Annotated in this window: 12 protein-coding genes; 3 read left to right on the top strand and 9 right to left on the bottom strand. The window is 73.2% G+C overall.

The annotated features are described in order from the left end of the window. Positions 1-121 precede the first annotated feature (121 nt). Positions 122-2,239, bottom strand: a complete 2,118-nt coding sequence (locus ACGFMM_RS28095; RefSeq protein WP_393649249.1) for a type IIA DNA topoisomerase subunit B — start codon at positions 2,237-2,239, stop codon at positions 122-124. 436 nt (positions 2,240-2,675) lie between these two features. Here ACGFMM_RS28095 and ACGFMM_RS28100 point away from each other — a divergent pair, with 436 nt between their 5' ends. Then, positions 2,676-2,906 (top strand): hypothetical protein, encoded by a 231-nt coding sequence (locus ACGFMM_RS28100; protein ID WP_393649250.1) that lies wholly within the window; start codon positions 2,676-2,678, stop codon positions 2,904-2,906. Positions 2,907-3,023: 117 nt separating this feature from the next. Here ACGFMM_RS28100 and ACGFMM_RS28105 read toward each other — a convergent pair whose 3' ends face one another. The 7 genes from ACGFMM_RS28105 to ACGFMM_RS28135 form a co-directional block, all read right to left on the bottom strand. Further along, the gene (locus ACGFMM_RS28105) at positions 3,024-3,863 is read right to left on the bottom strand and encodes a serine protease (RefSeq protein ID WP_393649251.1); all 840 of its coding nucleotides are present in this window, start codon (positions 3,861-3,863) and stop codon (positions 3,024-3,026) included. Positions 3,864-4,009: 146 nt separating this feature from the next. Continuing rightward, positions 4,010-5,557 (bottom strand): RNA polymerase sigma factor, encoded by a 1,548-nt coding sequence (locus ACGFMM_RS28110; RefSeq protein WP_393649252.1) that lies wholly within the window; start codon positions 5,555-5,557, stop codon positions 4,010-4,012. Between the two features lie 289 nt (positions 5,558-5,846). After that, positions 5,847-6,788 carry a FadR/GntR family transcriptional regulator gene (locus ACGFMM_RS28115; RefSeq protein ID WP_393649253.1) on the bottom strand — a complete coding sequence of 314 codons (942 nt, stop codon included), beginning with the start codon at positions 6,786-6,788 and terminating at the stop codon, positions 5,847-5,849. A gap of 117 nt (positions 6,789-6,905) precedes the next feature. Then, entirely contained in the window at positions 6,906-8,651 is a 1,746-nt protein-coding gene (locus ACGFMM_RS28120; protein ID WP_393649254.1) for an ATP-binding cassette domain-containing protein, read from the bottom strand. 133 nt (positions 8,652-8,784) lie between these two features. Further along, complete coding sequence (locus ACGFMM_RS28125; RefSeq protein WP_393649255.1) at positions 8,785-9,552, bottom strand: NUDIX domain-containing protein; 768 nt, start codon at positions 9,550-9,552, stop codon at positions 8,785-8,787. A 96-nt stretch (positions 9,553-9,648) separates the two neighbouring features. Further along, positions 9,649-11,718, bottom strand: coding sequence for a glycogen debranching N-terminal domain-containing protein (locus tag ACGFMM_RS28130; protein WP_393649256.1), 2,070 nt, complete (start codon positions 11,716-11,718; stop codon positions 9,649-9,651). A 127-nt stretch (positions 11,719-11,845) separates the two neighbouring features. Beyond that, positions 11,846-13,240 carry a DUF4192 domain-containing protein gene (locus ACGFMM_RS28135; RefSeq protein WP_393649257.1) on the bottom strand — a complete coding sequence of 465 codons (1,395 nt, stop codon included), beginning with the start codon at positions 13,238-13,240 and terminating at the stop codon, positions 11,846-11,848. 132 nt (positions 13,241-13,372) lie between these two features. Between ACGFMM_RS28135 and ACGFMM_RS28140 the strand changes: the two genes are divergently transcribed. Continuing rightward, positions 13,373-15,556: a RecQ family ATP-dependent DNA helicase gene (locus tag ACGFMM_RS28140; protein WP_393649258.1), complete on the top strand. Its 2,184-nt coding sequence runs from the start codon at positions 13,373-13,375 to the stop codon at positions 15,554-15,556. 224 nt (positions 15,557-15,780) lie between these two features. Next, entirely contained in the window at positions 15,781-16,407 is a 627-nt protein-coding gene (locus ACGFMM_RS28145; protein ID WP_393649259.1) for a hypothetical protein, read from the top strand. A gap of 99 nt (positions 16,408-16,506) precedes the next feature. Here the strand turns inward: ACGFMM_RS28145 and ACGFMM_RS28150 are convergent, their stop codons facing one another. Continuing rightward, positions 16,507-17,136, bottom strand: coding sequence for a hypothetical protein (locus ACGFMM_RS28150; RefSeq protein ID WP_393649260.1), 630 nt, complete (start codon positions 17,134-17,136; stop codon positions 16,507-16,509). Positions 17,137-17,189 lie beyond the last annotated feature (53 nt).

Consider the following 17,189-nt stretch of genomic DNA (forward strand, 5'->3'; position numbering starts at 1 on the left):
TTTCTCGCTGTTTAACAAACACTAATATTCTACTAATAAAATTACCACCTTCTGGGTTCTCCACCCCCCCGGGGCGCGCCCGGCGCCCCCCCGCCGCCCCCCCCCCCCCCGCTGTGGTGGCTCAGGCGTCGATGCGCGAGCGGTCCAGCGTGGCCGCGGAGCTGGTGATGAACTCCTTGCGGGGCGCCACGTCGTTACCCATGAGCAGGTCGAAGACCTGCTCGGCCGCCTCCAGGTCGCCGATGTTGATCCGGCGCAGGGTGCGGTGGCGCGGGTCCATCGTGGTCTCCGCCAGCTGGTCCGCGTCCATCTCGCCGAGACCCTTGTAGCGCTGGATGGCGTCCTTGAACCGGATGCCCTTGCGCTGGAACTCCAGCAGCGTCTGCCGCAGCTCGCTGTCCGAGTACGTGTACACGTACTTGTCCTGGCCCTTCTTGGGCTGGGTCAGCTCGATGCGGTGCAACGGCGGGACGGCGGCGAAGACCCGGCCGGCCTCGACCATCGGACGCATGTAGCGCTGGAACAGGGTCAGCAGCAGGCAGCGGATGTGCGCGCCGTCGACGTCGGCGTCGACGAGGAGCACGATCTTGCCGTAGCGGGCGGCGTCGATGTCGAAGGTACGACCCGAGCCCGCTCCTATGACCTGGATGATCGCGCCGCACTCGGCGTTCTTCAGCATGTCCGAGACGGACGACTTCTGAACGTTGAGGATCTTGCCGCGGATCGGCAGCAGCGCCTGGAACTCGCTGTTCCGGGCGAGCTTGGCGGTGCCGAGCGCGGAGTCTCCCTCGACGATGAAGAGCTCGCTGCGCTCCACGTCGTCGCTGCGGCAGTCGGCCAGCTTGGCGGGCAGCGAGGAGGACTCCAGCGCCGTCTTCCGGCGCTGCGCCTCCTTGTGCTGCCGCGCCGCGATCCGGGTGCGGGCGGCCGCGACGGCCTTCTCCAGGACGGCCCGGGCCTGGGCCTTGGCGTCGCGCTTGGTGGAGGTCAGGAAGGCCTTCAGCTCCTTGGCGACCACGGTGGCGACGATGCGCCGGGCCGCGGAGGTGCCGAGCACCTCCTTGGTCTGGCCCTCGAACTGCGGCTCCGCGAGCCGCACGGTGACGACGGCCGTGAGGCCCTCCAGGGCGTCGTCCTTGACGATGTCGTCCTCGGCGACGCGCAGCATCTTGGCGGAGCGCAGCACCTCGTTGACCGTCTTGGTGATGGCCTGGTCGAAGCCGGAGACGTGGGTGCCGCCCTTGGGGGTGGCGATGATGTTCACGAAGGACCGGACCGTGCTGTCGTACCCGGTGCCCCAGCGGAGCGCGACGTCCACGCCGAGCTCGCGGGTGACCTCGGTGGGCGTCATGTGCCCGCGGTCGTCGAGGACCGGGACGGTCTCCTTGAAGGTGCCCTGGCCGGTGAGCCGGAGCACGTCGCAGACGGCCTTGTCCTGGGCGAGGTACTCGCAGAACTCGCTGATGCCGCCGTCGAAGCGGAACGTCTCCTCACTCTTGCCGATGCCGTCCAGGTCGCGCTCGTCGCGGACGACGATGGTGAGGCCGGGGACGAGGAAGGCGGTCTGGCGGGCGCGCTGGTGCAGCGTCTCCAGGGAGAGCTTGGCGTCCTTGAGGAAGATCTGCCGGTCGGCCCAGTAGCGGACGCGGGTGCCGGTGCGGGTCTTGGGGACGCGCTTGCCCTTCAGCAGCCCGTTCGCCGGGTCGAAGGGGCTGTCGGGGCCCTGCTCGGTGAAGATGCCGGGGACGCCGCGGCGGAAGCTGATCGCGTGGGTCGCGCCGTTCCGGTCGACCTCGACGTCGAGCCGGGCGGAGAGCGCGTTCACCACGGAGGCGCCCACGCCGTGCAGACCGCCGGAGGCCGCGTACGAGCCGCCGCCGAACTTTCCGCCGGCGTGCAGCTTGGTCATGACGACCTCGACGCCGGAGAGCCCGGTCTTGGGCTCGACGTCGACGGGGATGCCGCGGCCGTTGTCCCGCACCTCGACGGAGCCGTCGTCGTGCAGCACGACGTCGATGTGGTCGCAGTAGCCGCCCAGGGCCTCGTCGACGGAGTTGTCGATGATCTCCCAGAGGCAGTGCATCAGGCCGCGGCTGTCGGTGGACCCGATGTACATGCCGGGCCGCTTTCGAACCGCTTCGAGCCCTTCGAGTACGAGCAGGTGCCGCGCAGTGTAGTTGGAACCGTCACGGTCTGCGGTCAGCAGCGCACTCGACGGCACGGACGTTTCGGCGGTCACGCGGTTCGCTCCTCGCTGAATTTGAATCTGGCCCTCGGGGGGTAAAGGCCCGGCGTCGGTCGCCGGTCAGAGGGTACCGAGGCCTGGTAGAGCCGTTGTCACGCCACCCTCGTGATTTCCTATGCTAGTCCAGAGTCGCATGGGTGTTCGATCACCCGTAGGAGTGACGTGGACATCACGTTCCCTTCCAGGCATGAACCATTTAGGCTCCGGGCACGTCCTCATGAACAACCGGCAACCCAGCCGGGGAGGACCGACCGACCAACAGCAATGCGAAACCCGTAGAGCGAAGCAATACGGCCCATTCGCCGCCAACCGGCAGCAGACAGCCACCTCGACCGAGAATTTTCGAGGAAAAGCCACGAGCGGGAACGTTTTCGGCCTGGTTGGATGTTGACCCTGGTACGACAGCTCGTCGAGCTAGAGAAGAGGCGACGTGACTACTGTTCTGACCCCCGCGAGCCCCCTGACGGCCGCTGACCGTTGCGACCGTTGCGGCGCCCAGGCATATCTGCGCGTCGTCCTGACGAGCGGCGGTGACTTGCTCTTCTGCGCTCACCACGGGCGCAAGTTCGAGCCGGAACTCAAGAAGATCGCCGCAGAGATACAGGATGAGACGGACCGGCTCACCGACGTGCCGGCCGCCGCGGTCGACGAGGACCGCTGACACCTCGCATCCACGACTCGCATCCACGACGAGCCACAGCCGGTCCCGTACCGGACGACGGGCGGCCGTCCCCCGCAGCGCTGGGGGCGGCCGCCCGTCCTCGTACCCCCCGAGGCCTCAGCCCCGGGACGCCGCCTTCGGCAGCGGATCCGGCAGCACCGCCGAGACCCGCGTGTAGACCCCCGGGTTCGCCGCCTCGCCGCAGCCGCTGCCCCAGGACACCAGGCCGATCAGCCGGCCCATCGCGACCAGCGGTCCGCCGCTGTCCCCCTGGCAGGCGTCCCTGCCGCCCTGCGGATCTCCCGCGCACAGCATCGTCGCGGCCTGGTAGTCGCCTTTCGCGTTCCCCGGATAGGCCCGCTCACAGGCGGCGTCCTCCAGCACCTGCACCCGCGCCGCACGGAGCGAGGTCGCGTACGTACCGCTCCCGGTCGTGTCGCCCCAGCCGTACACCGACGCGGCCGTGCCCGGCGTGTACGCGATGTCCCCCGGCCCGGCCGTGGCGATCACGTGCGAGCTCGGCAGCGCGCTCTCCAGGGTCAGGACGGCGAGGTCCCCGGCGTTCGTGGCCGCCTCGTACGCCGGATTGATCCAGGTCCCGGTGACCGCGATCTCCTGCCCGCCCTGGTCCGTGAGCTCGCTGCGGCCGGCGATGACCGCCAGGTCGGACACGTCCTCGGGCGCGCCGCCGAGCACGTCGGGGCTCAGGCAGTGCGCCGCGGTGAGCACCTTGGTGGGGGCGACGACGACCCCTCCGCAGAACTGTCCGGCCCGCATACCTCCGAACCGGTCACGACTGGAGAGCGCCACGACCCAGGGCGTGTGGGCGACCTCGACGGGCTCGCCCCCGACGACCACGCGGTCGGCGGTCGCGGGGGCGGGTGCGATCAGAGCTGCGGCCGCCGCAGACACCAGGCCCAGGGCGCCGGTCACTGCTCGGGCGATGGGACGACGCATCGACTCTCCTGACTCTCCGGTGTTCTCGGTTCACCCAGAGTCGTGCAGCTACCCCGTGCGCGCACCCGCGCACAGCCGAAGGGCCCGGTTCCCCCTTTCCGGGGAACCGGGCCCTGAGGTCCGGCGCGCCGCAGCGCGTCGTGCTTCTAGTCGAGGTAGTCCCGCAGGACCTGGGAGCGGGACGGGTGACGCAGCTTCGACATCGTCTTCGACTCGATCTGGCGGATCCGCTCACGCGTGACGCCGTAGACCTTGCCGATCTCGTCCAGCGTCTTCGGCTGGCCGTCGGTCAGACCGAAGCGCATGGAGACCACGCCGGCCTCACGCTCGGAGAGGGTGTCGAGCACCGAGTGCAGCTGCTCCTGGAGGAGGGTGAAGCTCACCGCGTCGGCCGGGACGACCGCCTCGGAGTCCTCGATCAGGTCGCCGAACTCGCTGTCGCCGTCCTCGCCCAGCGGGGTGTGCAGCGAGATCGGCTCGCGGCCGTACTTCTGGACCTCGATGACCTTCTCCGGGGTCATGTCGAGCTCCTTGGCCAGCTCCTCCGGGGTGGGCTCGCGGCCCAGGTCCTGGAGCATCTGGCGCTGGACGCGCGCGAGCTTGTTGATGACCTCGACCATGTGCACCGGGATACGGATGGTGCGGGCCTGGTCGGCCATGGCGCGGGTGATCGCCTGACGGATCCACCAGGTGGCATACGTGGAGAACTTGTAGCCCTTGGTGTAGTCGAACTTCTCGACGGCGCGGATCAGACCCAGGTTGCCCTCCTGGATCAGGTCCAGGAAGAGCATGCCGCGGCCGGTGTAGCGCTTGGCCAGCGAGACCACCAGACGGAGGTTGGCCTCCAGGAGGTGGTTCTTGGCGCGGCGGCCGTCCTCGGCGATGATCTCCAGCTCGCGCTTGAGCTTCGGAGCGAGCTTGTCGGAGTTCGCCAGCTTGTCCTCGGCGAACAGACCGGCCTCGATGCGCTTGGCGAGCTCGACCTCCTGCTCGGCGTTGAGCAGCGGGACCTTGCCGATCTGCTTGAGGTAGTCCTTGACCGGGTCGGCGGTGGCACCGGCGACGGCGACCTGCTGGGCAGGCGCGTCGTCCTCGTCCTCGTCGGACAGGACGAAGCCCTTGTTCTCGCCCTCGGTGTCCTCTTCCTCACCCTTGCCGGGCGCGACGTCCTCGAGCAGCTCCTCGCCCTCGAGGATCTCGTCCTCGTCCTTCTTGGCGGTGGTCTTCTTCGCCGCGGTCTTCTTGGCGACGGTCTTCTTCGCCGCCGTCTTCTTGGCCGCGGTCTTCTTGGCGGCCGCCTTCTTGGCCGGAGCTGCGGCCTCCTCGGCGGATTCCGCGCTCTCGGCCGCCGGGGCCGCCGGGGCGGCCGCGACGGTCCTGGTCACGGTCGTCTTGGCGGTGACGGTCTTGGTGGCGGTGCGCTTGGCCGGGCTCTTCGCTGCGACGCTCTTGCGGGCGCGCTTCGGCGACTCCGCTGCACTGACCATCAGCGTCACACCCTCTTCCTCGAGGATCTGATTGAGGCTGCGCAGAACATTCTTCCACTGGGTTGGCGGAATCTGGTCAGCCTCGAAGGCCCGACGCACGTCATCGCCGGCGATCTGCCCATCAGCCTTTCCCCGCTCGATGAGCGCCATCACAGACTCGGACTCGGCGATCTCCGGCGGGAGCGTACGGGATGTGCTGGCCGACACGAACAACCTCTCGGAACGATGGAAAACGGCTTCCGGCCCCGCCCATGATCGGGCCGGAGCCGACGACCGACGGCTGGGGATGTGCCGACGGCGCGGGCTGGACCGGGGAACTGGACAGCGCCTCACGGGGCTGCTGTATTCCTTCCTCGGCTGTCACCTCTTAAGTCATCGCACTGCCTCGAAGAGCGTTACGCCCATTCCGCGTGGCCCGAGTCACACCCCAAATGCGACGAACCGGCCAGAAGGGCGATTCACCCCATGATCGCACCGCCGGAGCCCTTGGCCGTAGTCAGTGCTCGCGCGGGGGCGGCACCACGCCGCCCGGCTCCGGGTGGACCGTGAGCAGCTGCCGCATGGCCGTCTCGGCCCCCTGGGCGTCGCCGGAGGCGAGGCAGTCGACGATCCGGGCGTGGTGCGCGAGGCAGGACTCGCCGGGGCGCTCACAGCCCGTGGCGGTGGCGCCGGAGACCTGGAGGGCGGCCGCGACGATCCCGGAGAGGTGCTCCAGCATGCGGTTGCCCGCGAGCTGGATGAGCAGGGAGTGGAACTCGGCGTCGGCGCGGGCGAAGGTGAGGCCGTCCGCCTGGGCGAAGGCGTGGCCCATGATCTCGACCATGTCGGCGAGGCGCTGCTGGACGTCCTCGCGGCCGTGGCCGGCGGCGAGCCGGGCGGCCAGGGGCTCGATGATCCAGCGCAGCTCGTTGAGCTCGCGGCGCTGGTCGTCGCGCTGCGGGCCGAAGGCGCGCCACTCGATGATGTCCGGGTCCAGCAGGTTCCAGTCGCTGACCGGGCGGACCCGGGTGCCGACGTTGGGGCGGGCGCTGACCAGACCCTTGGCCTCCAGCACGCGCAGCGACTCGCGCACCACGGTGCGCGACACCTCGAAGCGCTGGCCGATCTCCTCGGGGACGAGCGGCCGGTCGGCACCGAGATCGCCGGAGACGATCATCTGACCGAGCTGCTGGACGAGTTGGCCGTGCAGTCCGCGGCCCCGGCTGCCGGCGGACCGCCGGCCGACCCGGCCGAGGTCGGTGTCCGCGCCCTCCCAGGCGGACGGCCCGACGCGGTCGACGCCGGGCGCCTCCCCGAACGGGTAGCGGTCGAGATCGCCCGTGGCGGCCAGGCCGGAGTCGGCGGGGCGGGCGGCGGTCATCATGGTGTGCGCAAGGGTACTCACGCATCCTTTGTCGGCGCGGCTTCCGCACCCCTTGAGGTCTTTGGTGAAAAGCACACGAAAGGGTGATCGGCACCCCTTGAACAATTGACGCTTAATCGGTGCGAAGCAGGCATTTTCAAGGGAGTTACGGCAGAAGATCACCAGAAGCGGAAGAGATCATTCCAGAGTTGATCACCAACGCGCGCTGCGGCGAAGGCCGGTGAGCAGGTACGCACCGAGGAGCGTCGCCAGCGACACCACCAGGGCCATCGCGACGGGCTGCCCCACCACCCGGAGCACGCCGTCGAGCCAGCGGTCGCCGGCGGAGGGCCACTGCGTCGGCAGCAGTTCGCGCAGCCGGGCCGGGAGCCCGGCGACGGGCCGGGTCGGCACACGGGTGAGCACGGCGCGCAGCGCGGGGACGACGGCCACCGGGACCGCGAGCACCGCGGCCACGCCGGCCGCGGTCGCCCGGAACACCCCGGCCCCCAGCACGCCCGCCCAGGCGCAGCCGACCGCCAGCCCCAGCCAACTCGCGGACAGCGGGGCCCAGTTCTCCGGTACGGGAATCAAGTCGCCGCCGTAGACAAGGCGAAGGACCGCGATGTCGAGGACGACGGTGAGCACCCCGAGCAGCAGGGCGATCGCGCCGCTGACGGCGAGCTTGGCGACCAGCAGGCCGAGGCGGCGCGGGACGACACCGCGGCCCGAGGTGAGGGCGGGGTGACGGTACTCGTCGCCGAAGGCGAGCGCGCCGAGGAGACCGGCGCCGAGCGCGGCCGGCGGCAGCGGGGAGAGCTCCGGCCAGCCGGCCACGGCGACCGGGACCGGGGTGTCGCCGCCGCGGGCGAGCAGCACGGCGAGCACGACGGAGACGCCGAGCGTGGCCGCGGCGACCAGCCAGGTGGACGGCAGGCCGAGAAGGCGCCGGATCTCGTACCGGACGGGGCGGCGGGGCGCGCGGGCGGGACGGCGGGCGGGGTCGGCGTGCTCGGGGGCAGCGGGGGTGGGGGCGGCCTGAGCGGAGGCGGGGGCCGGGGCCGGGGGGTCATCGGCGAGGGGTGCGCCGGTGTCGCCGAGCTCGTCGGTGAGGCGGTGTACGAGGACGCCGTGGCGGAAGGCGGTGTCGCCGACGGCGGCGCAGTCGCTGCCGTAGACCGACAGCCGGCTGCCGCCCTCGGCGACGACCTCGACGGAGCGGCGGGCGGCCCGGGCCTCCTGGTTCAGGACGGCGGCGAGCCGGGCGGCGTGCGGGGTGCGGACGGCGACGCGGGGGCGGAGGCGGGTGCGGGCGAACTCGGCGGCCTCCTGGTCGGCGGCGAGCCGGCCGGCGTCGAGCGTGATGACGCGGTCGGCGTTGCGGGCGGCCTCCTTGGGGTCGGCGGTGGTGAAGAGAACCGTTCCGCCACCTCCCGCATGGACCTTGAGGAGTTCGTAGAGCCAGAGGTTCTCCCGGGCGGCGAGCCCGGCCCCCGGCTCGTCGAGGAGCAGGGTGTGCGGAGCCCCCAACAGGGCGCAGGCCAGGCCGAGTCGGCGGTCCATGCCGAGGGGCAGACCGCCGAGGCGCAGATCGTGGACGCCGGTGAGGCCGACCGCTTCGATCATCTCGTCCGCGCGCGCGACAGGGGCGCCGAAGGCGGCGCAGAGCATCCGCAGCTGCCCGCGGACGGTGCGCGCGGGGTGGCCGGGGACGTCGCCGAGGAGCACACCGACCTCACGGCCCGGGTGGGCGACCTGGTGCAGCAGCCGGCCGCGGTAGTAGGTGAGGCCGCGGCCGGGCTCGAGTTCGAGCATCAGCCGCAGCGCGGTGGTCTTCCCCGATCCGGTGGCCCCGAGCAACGCGGTGACCTGGCCGGGCAGAGCCTCGAAACTGAGGTCCCGCACGGCGGGAGGGCCGTTGCGGCGGGGAGTGCTGGTGAGTCCGATGGCCTGGAGCATCGCTTCTCTCGCGGTAGGGAAGACCGCTGCGCGGCAGGACGGCTACCGCAGCAAGATAACGCGACATTTCAGACTTTTGGTGCAGGGTTGGAGCCTGCGGGGCCGGGGTGTCCGGCGGAGGCAGGCCCGGCGCTCAGACCTCGGGGCGCAGCATCGGCGGGTTGAGCAGCGTCGCCCCGCCGGGCCGGAACAGCTGTGCGGGACGGCCGCCCTGCCGGGTGGTGGTGCCGCCGGACGGGACCAGGAAGCCCGGCGTGCCGGTCACCTTCCGGTGGAAGTTCCGCGGGTCGAGCGAAACACCCCACACCGCCTCGTAGACCCTGCGGAGCTCGCCCACGGTGAACTCCGGCGGACAGAAGGCGGTGGCCAGCGAGGAGTACTCGATCTTGGACCGGGCCCGCTCGACGCCGTCGGCCAGGATCCGGGCGTGGTCGAAGGCCAGCGCCGCGGCCTCCTCGCCGTCCCGGTCCCCCTCGCTCTCCAGCAGCAACTCGTCGATGGACGCCCAGCGCGCGCTGTTCGCGTCGCCGCCGGCGCGCGGCGCGGGCAGGTCCGGGGCGAGCGCGAGGTGCGCGACGCTGACGACCCTCATCCGCGGGTCGCGCTGTGGGTCGCCGTAGGTGGCGAGCTGCTCCAGGTGCGCGCCCTTGACCGGGTCGGACGTCGGAGCACCGGGGTCGTCCACGCACAGCCCGGTCTCCTCGACGAGCTCGCGGGCGGCCGCGGTGGTGAGGTCCTCGTCCTCCCGGACGAAGCCGCCGGGCAGCGCCCAGCGCCCCTGGAACGGCTGCTCGCCCCGCCGCACCACCAGTGCGCACAGCGCGTGGCGGCGCACGGTGAGCACGACCAGGTCGACGGTGACAGCGAAGGGGGGAAAGGCCGACGGGTCGTAGGGAGACATGCCGCGATCATAGTCGTCTGCCTGACGATAAACACGCCCCTCTCCTGCAACAAGACCTTCTTCCTGCACTCGTGCCCCTGCCGGCCCGCGCACCGCTCAGACCCCCAGCTGGAGACCGTCGGCGGCCTCCTCGACGATGGCCGTGCCGAGCCTGCCGATCCGCACCGCGAACGGCTCTCCCGCGACCCGCAGCCCCGCCAGCAGGACCGCCCCCACCGGTGCCGAGCGCACCGGGTGCAGGGCCACCGTCCGCCCCGGCGCGTCGGGGCGGATCCCGGCGAGCGCCACCAGCGCGTGGACCCCGGCGGCCGCGGCGACCGCCGCGGGCCGGCAGGCCGCCGGGTGCGGCACCGGCGCCGCACCCGCGGTGCGCTGCTCCCCCGCGTACATCTCGGGGAGCCGGAACCCGAACGCCTCGGCCGCGTCGAGCAGCCCCTTCAGCAGGGCCGCGGCCTCCCTCTCGTGCCCGGCGGCGGCCAGACCCGCGACGGCGACGGCCGTCTCGTGCACCCGCACCGCCCCGGACCGGTGCCCGAAGGGGTTGTGCCCGGGTTCCTTCGCCCCGAGTCCGCGCAGCCCCCAGCCGGTGTCGAGCGCGGGGCCGCCGAGCAGCCGGGCCAGCTGGTCGGTCTGCTGCTTGTCCAGCAGTCCGGGGGCCGGGCGGCCGCCGGAGGCGAGCCCGGTGTCCAACAGGTGCGCCGCCCAGGAGCCCAGCAGCGGCAGCGCTGTGCCGTCCGGGAGCCGCGCCGCCAACGGCCGGCCGCCGCCGAGGTCCTCCCGCCAGAAGTCCCGCCGGAACCGGTACCGCAGCGCCGCGGCCCGCTCCCGCCACTCCGCCGCGCCCGGCCGGCCGCAGAGCTCCAGGAGGTCGGCGCCGAGTACCGCCGCCCGGTGGGCGTGCGCCTGCGTCTCGGCGCGCCGCGGACCGGCGGGCCCCGGGTCGGGCACGAACCCGTCCGCGTCGGCGGCGGCCCGCAGCCAGTCGAGGCAGCGCTCCGCCGCGGGCAGCAGCTCGGCGAGCTCCTGCTCGGGCAGTCCCCAGCGCGCGGCCTCGGCGAGGACCGCGGGGAAGGCGAGGGTCGCCTCGATCCCGGTGCACCGGGGCGGCAGCCCGGGGCCGGCGTCCCGCAGCGCCCCGGGAATCCGTCCGCGGTCCGGGCCGTCGCCGTCCCGCTGGGTCCCGGCCAGGGCGCGCAGGGTGCCGGCGGCGAGCCGGGCGCCGAGCGGCAGCGCCATCCGCGCCGCCCACAGGGACTCTGCGGTGGCCGGTCCACAGCGCCACGGCACCCCCGCCGCCGCGTGCACCTCGGCGGGCCGGGCGCGGTCCCGGAGCAGCAGGGCCCGCAGATCGTCGACGGAGGTCCGCAGGAGCGCGGCAACCCTGGAGTCGTCGCCTTCCGCCCGGGCCTCGGCGAGGACCTGCCCGCCCGGCCCCGCCGCACTGCCCGCCCCCGGCTCGGAACGGCGGTCGGCGGAGTGGTCGCCCCTGATGCGCAGTTCGATGGTGCGGATGGCGCCGGGGGCGAGCTCGAGGTCCCAGCGGAGCAGACCCGCCACGGCCAGGGCGTCCGTGGGCGGCGGGTCGGCGGTGACGGTCGCGTCCCGGCCGTCGGACCCGGACCAGCGCAGTCCGGCGGCGTGGACTGCGGCGGAGAGTTCGGGCCCGGGCCGGCCGGCCGCCACCGCGCCCAGATCCGTGAGATCCGTACCCAAAGCGAGCTCCACCGGGAGCCGGAGCGGGCGGGTCGCCGAGCTGCGCAGGGTGATGCGCTCGGTGCCGTCGGCGCGTCGGACGCGCTCGACCGTGAGCCCGGGATCCGGGCCGGGGTCCCCCGGGGTGCGCAGCACGCCGACGAACCGGACCTGGTCGGCGGCAGCCAACCGGCCCTGGACGACGACCGGTTCGCGCCCGTAGATCCGCAGCACGCAGCGCCGCAGCAGCCTCCTGCCGGCGTGGTAGATCCCGTCGAGGCCGTCGCCGGTGAGCTGGCCGTGTTCGGCACAGACCACGAGCCACGGCAGTGCGACGCCGACGAGCTTGCCGTGCAACGCGGGCGGTTCGCCCGGCCGTACGCCGCGCTGCGCGGCGAGTCCGGCGGCTGAGTGGGGGGCGGCCGGTCGTCCGGCGGCCGGGACGGTGGCCAGGGCGGGGACGCTGGGGTCCATGAGTGGTGTGCTGCGCCTTCTGTGCGGTCCGGGCTGTCCGCACGCCCCGAGCCGACGGCTCGGCGGTGAAGGTCGTACGGCTCCGACACCGTGGTGAACGGCGCTGCGGCGAAGCGGGTCACGGCCGTCACCCCTTCCCCGGTCCGCGCCGGCCCCGCCGGGGCGGGTTGCCCACTGCGCGGACCGCCCGGATGTCGCCCCGGCGGCCCCGTCCCGGCCGTGTCGTCCGCCCTGCCGCCGGCGGTCGACGTACGGCTCCTGCTCGTGCCTGCCGCACCCTCCTGCGGGCCGGGGCCGTCGACGGGGCAGAAGCTGTCGACACAGCCGGACCCGTGGGCTCGGCGGCCGCCTCCGCGTCCTGCACCGGGCCGGGCTCGACCGCGCCGCCCTGCGGCGGGACGAGGTTCCCGGCGGGCCGCTCGCCGCGCAGGCACGCGCGCAGCGACTCCGGGTCGAGCCCCTCGTTGCATGCCTGGTGGAGGAGCTGCGCGAACCGGTAGTCGGGGTCGGCGTTCAGCGCGAGACCGAGGGCCACGCGGGCGGCGGGCTCGTCGCCCGTCGACCAGGCGGTCCAGCCGGCGAGGGTGAGCGGCGCGGCGGCGTGCTCGGTGTAGGGCGGAATGCAGCGCCTGGCGAGTACTCGCCAGAGCCGCAGGGCCGTCGTGCCCTCGACGCCCTCCATCCATTCCGCCGCCTGGTCCCGGGCGTCCCGGTCCTGCAGACCCATGATCACTTCGGCCGCTTCCCGGTCCGTGACCAGCGCGTCGTCGGCGGCGTCCCCGCCTCGGGCGTCGGCCCGTTCGAGCCGCCGCATCAGCTCACGGGCCAGCCTCAGCGTCTCCTCACGCATGCGCGCGAGCGCCGGGGCGTCGATGATGCACGGAAGCAGCGCGGCAGAGGCCGCGTCGAGCGCCTGACGCAGCGCGGATTCGTCGGTGCGTGCGGGCGGCTGGAGAGCGGTCTCCATGTCGCGCAGCGTGCCGCGCACCCGGATTCCCGCGTAGGCGGCGGCCGCCGCCATCACCGACGTGCCGGGCAGGGCGAGCGGGATCCCCTCGGGCGGACAGCAGCGCGTGTCCGGGCAGCAGTAGGAGAAGTGACGGCCGTCGGAGATGCACAGCGCCTCGTACACGGGCACGTCGAGCGCGCCGCACGCGGTGCGCAGGCGCTGCGCCAAGGGGCGCAGGCGCTCCATCACCCGCCGTCCACTCTCGCCGGGCGCAGGGTCCTGGCAGAGGAAGACGAGGATGCCGTCGGGGCGTTCGCCGCGCCGCTCGCAGCCTTCGACGAGGCATTCCGCGAGGTGGTCGGCGGTGGCGGGCCACTCCCCCGGCGAGCTCGGGATACCGAGCCTGAGCCGGCCGCCGAAGCGTCCACGCTCGCCGTGCAGGGCGACGAGGACGACGGAGTCCGTGGGGTGGAAGCCCAGGACGAACGGCAGGGCGTCGGCGAGTTCGGCGGGTCCCCGCAGGGTGATCTGCTGCTGGTCGGACGGTCCGGTGGTTGCGTGGTGCTGATTCATGCCGACGACGTTCCCGCGACTCCGCCGATCGCGCGACCCCTGTGGATAACTCCCGAAATCGGTCAGGCCGAGTTGTCCACAGATCGGCGGCCGCGTTCGCGCGTTGTCGGTGGCATCCGGTTGCATGGACGCATGACCCACGCAGCCCGCCCCGAAGACCGCGACTCGCTCCGCGCCGCCGCCGACTCCGTCCTCGCCCGCCTCGTCGGTGACGCCACCGGCACCGCGCGGCTGCGCGAGGACCAGTGGCGGGCGATCGAGGCGCTGGTCGCCGACAGACGCCGTGCGCTCGTCGTGCAGCGCACGGGCTGGGGCAAGTCGGCGGTGTACTTCGTGGCGACGTCGCTGCTGCGCGAGCGGGGCAGCGGCCCGACCGTGATCGTCTCGCCGCTGCTGGCGCTGATGCGCAACCAGGTCGAGGCCGCCGCGCGCGCCGGTATCCACGCGCGCACGATCAACTCCTCGAACACCGAGGAGTGGGAGACGATCCAGGCGGAGGTGGCCGCCGGGTCGGTGGACGTGCTCCTCGTCAGTCCCGAGCGGCTCAACAACCCCGATTTCCGCGACCAGGTGCTGCCCGCGCTGGCGGCCGCCACCGGAATGCTCGTGGTCGACGAGGCGCACTGCATCTCGGACTGGGGGCACGACTTCCGGCCCGACTACCGGCGGCTGCGGACGATGCTGGCCGACCTGCCCACGGGCGTGCCGGTGCTCGCCACGACGGCGACCGCCAACGCCCGTGTGACCGCGGACGTCGCCGAGCAGCTCGGCACCGGCGCGGGCACCGACGCGCTGGTGCTGCGCGGACCGCTGGACCGGGAGAGCCTCAGCCTCGCGGTGCTGCGGCTGCCGGACGCGGCGCACCGACTGGCCTGGCTCGCGGACCACCTGAACGAACTCCCGGGCTCCGGGATCATCTACACGCTCACGGTCGCGGCGGCGGAGGAGGTCACCGCCTATCTGCGCCAGTGCGGCCACGTCGTGTCCTCCTACACGGGCCGAACGGAGAACGCCGACCGGCAGCAGGCCGAGGAGGACCTGCTGGCCAACCGGGTCAAGGCCCTGGTCGCCACCTCGGCGCTGGGCATGGGCTTCGACAAGCCCGACCTCGGGTTCGTCGTGCACCTCGGCTCGCCGTCCTCGCCGATCGCCTACTACCAGCAGGTGGGCCGGGCCGGCCGCGGTGTGGAGCACGCGGAGGTGCTGCTGCTGCCCGGGCCGGAGGACGAGGCGATCTGGAAGTACTTCGCCTCGGTGGCGTTCCCGCCGGAGGAGCAGGTCCGCCGCACTCTCGACGTGCTGGCCGCGGCCGACCGGCCGCTGTCGCTGCCGGCGCTCGAGCCGATGGTCGAGCTGCGCCGGACGCGACTGGAGACGATGCTCAAGGTGCTGGACGTGGACGGCGCGGTGCACCGGGTGAAGGGCGGCTGGACGAGCACCGGAAGGCCGTGGGCGTACGACCGCGAGCGGTACGCGTGGGTGGCCCGGCAGCGGGAGGCCGAGCAGGAGGCCATGCGGGCGTACGCGGCCACGTCGACGTGTCGGATGGAGTTCCTGCGGCGGCAGTTGGACGACGAGGAGGCCGCGCCGTGCGGCCGCTGCGACAACTGCGCGGGTACCCGCTTCGAGGCGAAGGTGTCGGGGGCGTCGCTCGACGCGGCGAAGGGCGAGCTGGGCCGCCCCGGTGTGGAGGTGGAGCCGCGCCGGATGTGGCCGACCGGACTCCCGGCCGTGGGCGTGGATCTGAAGGGGCGTATTCCGGCCGACGAGCTGGCGTTCTCCGGGCGGGCCCTCGGCCGCCTTTCGGACATCGGCTGGGGGAACCGGTTGCGGCCGATGCTCGCGGAGCGGGCGCCGGACGGTCCGGTGCCGGACGACGTGGTGCAGGCGGTGGTGCGGGTGCTGGCCGACTGGGCGAAGGGGCCGGGCGGTTGGGCCTCGGGCGCGGCGGACGCGGCGGCGCGTCCGGCGGGCGTGGTGACGGTCGCCTCGCGCAGCCGTCCGCAGCTGGTGGACTCGCTGGGCAGGCGGATCGCCGAGATCGGGCGGATGCCGCTGCTGGGCCAGGTCGCGTACGCCCCCGAGGCGGCGGACGTCCGGCTGTCCCGCACCAACAGCGCCCAGCGGCTGGTCGGTCTGCACCGGGCGCTGACGGTCCCTCCGGCGCTCGCCGAGCAGTTGAAGGCCGCGGGCGGGCCGGTGCTCCTGGTCGACGACCTGTCGGACAGCGGCTGGACGCTCGCGGTCGCCGCGCGGCTGCTGCGCCGCTCCGGAGCGGAGGGGGTGTTTCCGCTGGTGCTCGCCGTCCAGGGGTGATCCGGAGTGAACGGGGGATGAATCCTGAGACAACTGGGCAGGGATATCCACGCCATTCCGGCCCATACCAGTCAGCGGACTCAATTGCTCGTTGCCCGCCCCGGCGCGTGGCGGCAAGAATTGGAATCCGCCCCCGCTCGGCCCGTTCGGGGTTCGGAAGGGCCGTGCCGTGCATGCCCTCACTCGACTCTGCCCGCCTCCGGGCCGTATCCGAAGGGAGGACCGTGACCTTCGGATTCCACTCGCCTGCGGCCGGCTCGATCGGCCCCTCGGCCGAGTCCGCGAGCCGGTTGAGGACGCTGGAGCCGGCCGAGTGGGCGGCAGCGGGGATACCCCTGCTGCGCAACCCCCGCGAAGTCGTCTCAGGACTGCACTCGCGCCACCGGCCGACGACCGCGACCGCGGTGGTGGCGGTGCTCGACCACGAGGAACGACTCGCCGCCAGCGCCTCGTTCACCCGGCGCTCCGCACCGGCGGACGGCTGGGAGTTCCGCAACGCGCTCCTCGCGCACCTGCGCCGGGTGATCCCGCACGATCTGCGGCGGCGTGCCCCGGCCCGTACGGCGGTGCTGCTCTACTGCCGTGAGGGCGACGAGCGCTGGACCGAGGAGGACGGCGCCTGGATGTGGGGGCTGCGGGACGCCTGCACGCTCCACGGGCTGCGCTGCGGCGCGTACATCACGCTGACGCGCAGCGGCTGGCAGGTGTTCGGCGAGGGCCGCGGCGGACGCCATCCGGGCCTCGGCTCGCGCCCGGCGGCGCTGGGGGAGGCGTCGACGGAGTACGGCTCGCTCTCGCCGCGTACGGCGGGCGGGGCCGCGGAACCACTGCGCCGCACGGCGGCGCGCTGACCTGACGCACGGCGGCCCGGCCGCCCGCGAGGGGCAGCCGGGTCAGGACCGTTCGGGCCGGACCGGCCGCGTACGACGCCGGGGCGCCGACGCGAACGGTCAGACGCCCGCGCCGAGCACCGCGTTGATCCGCTGCGGGTCGCCGCAGACGATCAGCAGCCCGGTCGCCCGCTGCAGGGCCACCGGCAGGGTGCGCGCGGTCACGTCGTCCGCGCCGCCGTTGACCGCCATGACCACGACCGGCCGAGCAGCGGCCCGTTCGACGGAAGAGGCGTCGGCGAAGAACACGTCGTCGCCGGCCTCCTGCTGCGCCCAGTAGGCGGCCTCACCGAAGGACAGCTCGTGCGCCGCCCAGGGGTGCTGCTCACCGGTGGTGAGGACGAGGACGTCGCCGGGGGCGCGTCCGGAGTCGAGCAGCAGGTCCACGGCCTCCTCGGCGGCGTCGAGCGCACCGTCCGCGGGGGCGGGGATCAGCTGGATCTGCGGGCCGTCCTGCTGTCCGGAACGATTCTCCGAACGGGACGGCGAGGACTGCCCGGCACCGGGGTGCGGGCGCTGCGCCGGCGGCGCGGGCCGGGCCGGACCGGGGCCGGGACGCCCCGGACGCGGCGTGGCCGCGGAACGCGGACCGGGTACGGGACGAGGGGTCGGCGAGGGCCGGCCGGCCGAAGCGGCGCGGGGACCCTGAGCACTCTCGTGAATCTGAGGCTCCTCGGGGGTGAGAGGCATGGGTGGATGTCTATCAAATGCCCCGTGGCGGGGCATAGGCGGGTGGGCACATA

It is taken from the genome of Streptomyces sp. NPDC048604 (genome assembly GCF_043199435.1).
Classification (GTDB): domain Bacteria; phylum Actinomycetota; class Actinomycetes; order Streptomycetales; family Streptomycetaceae; genus Streptomyces.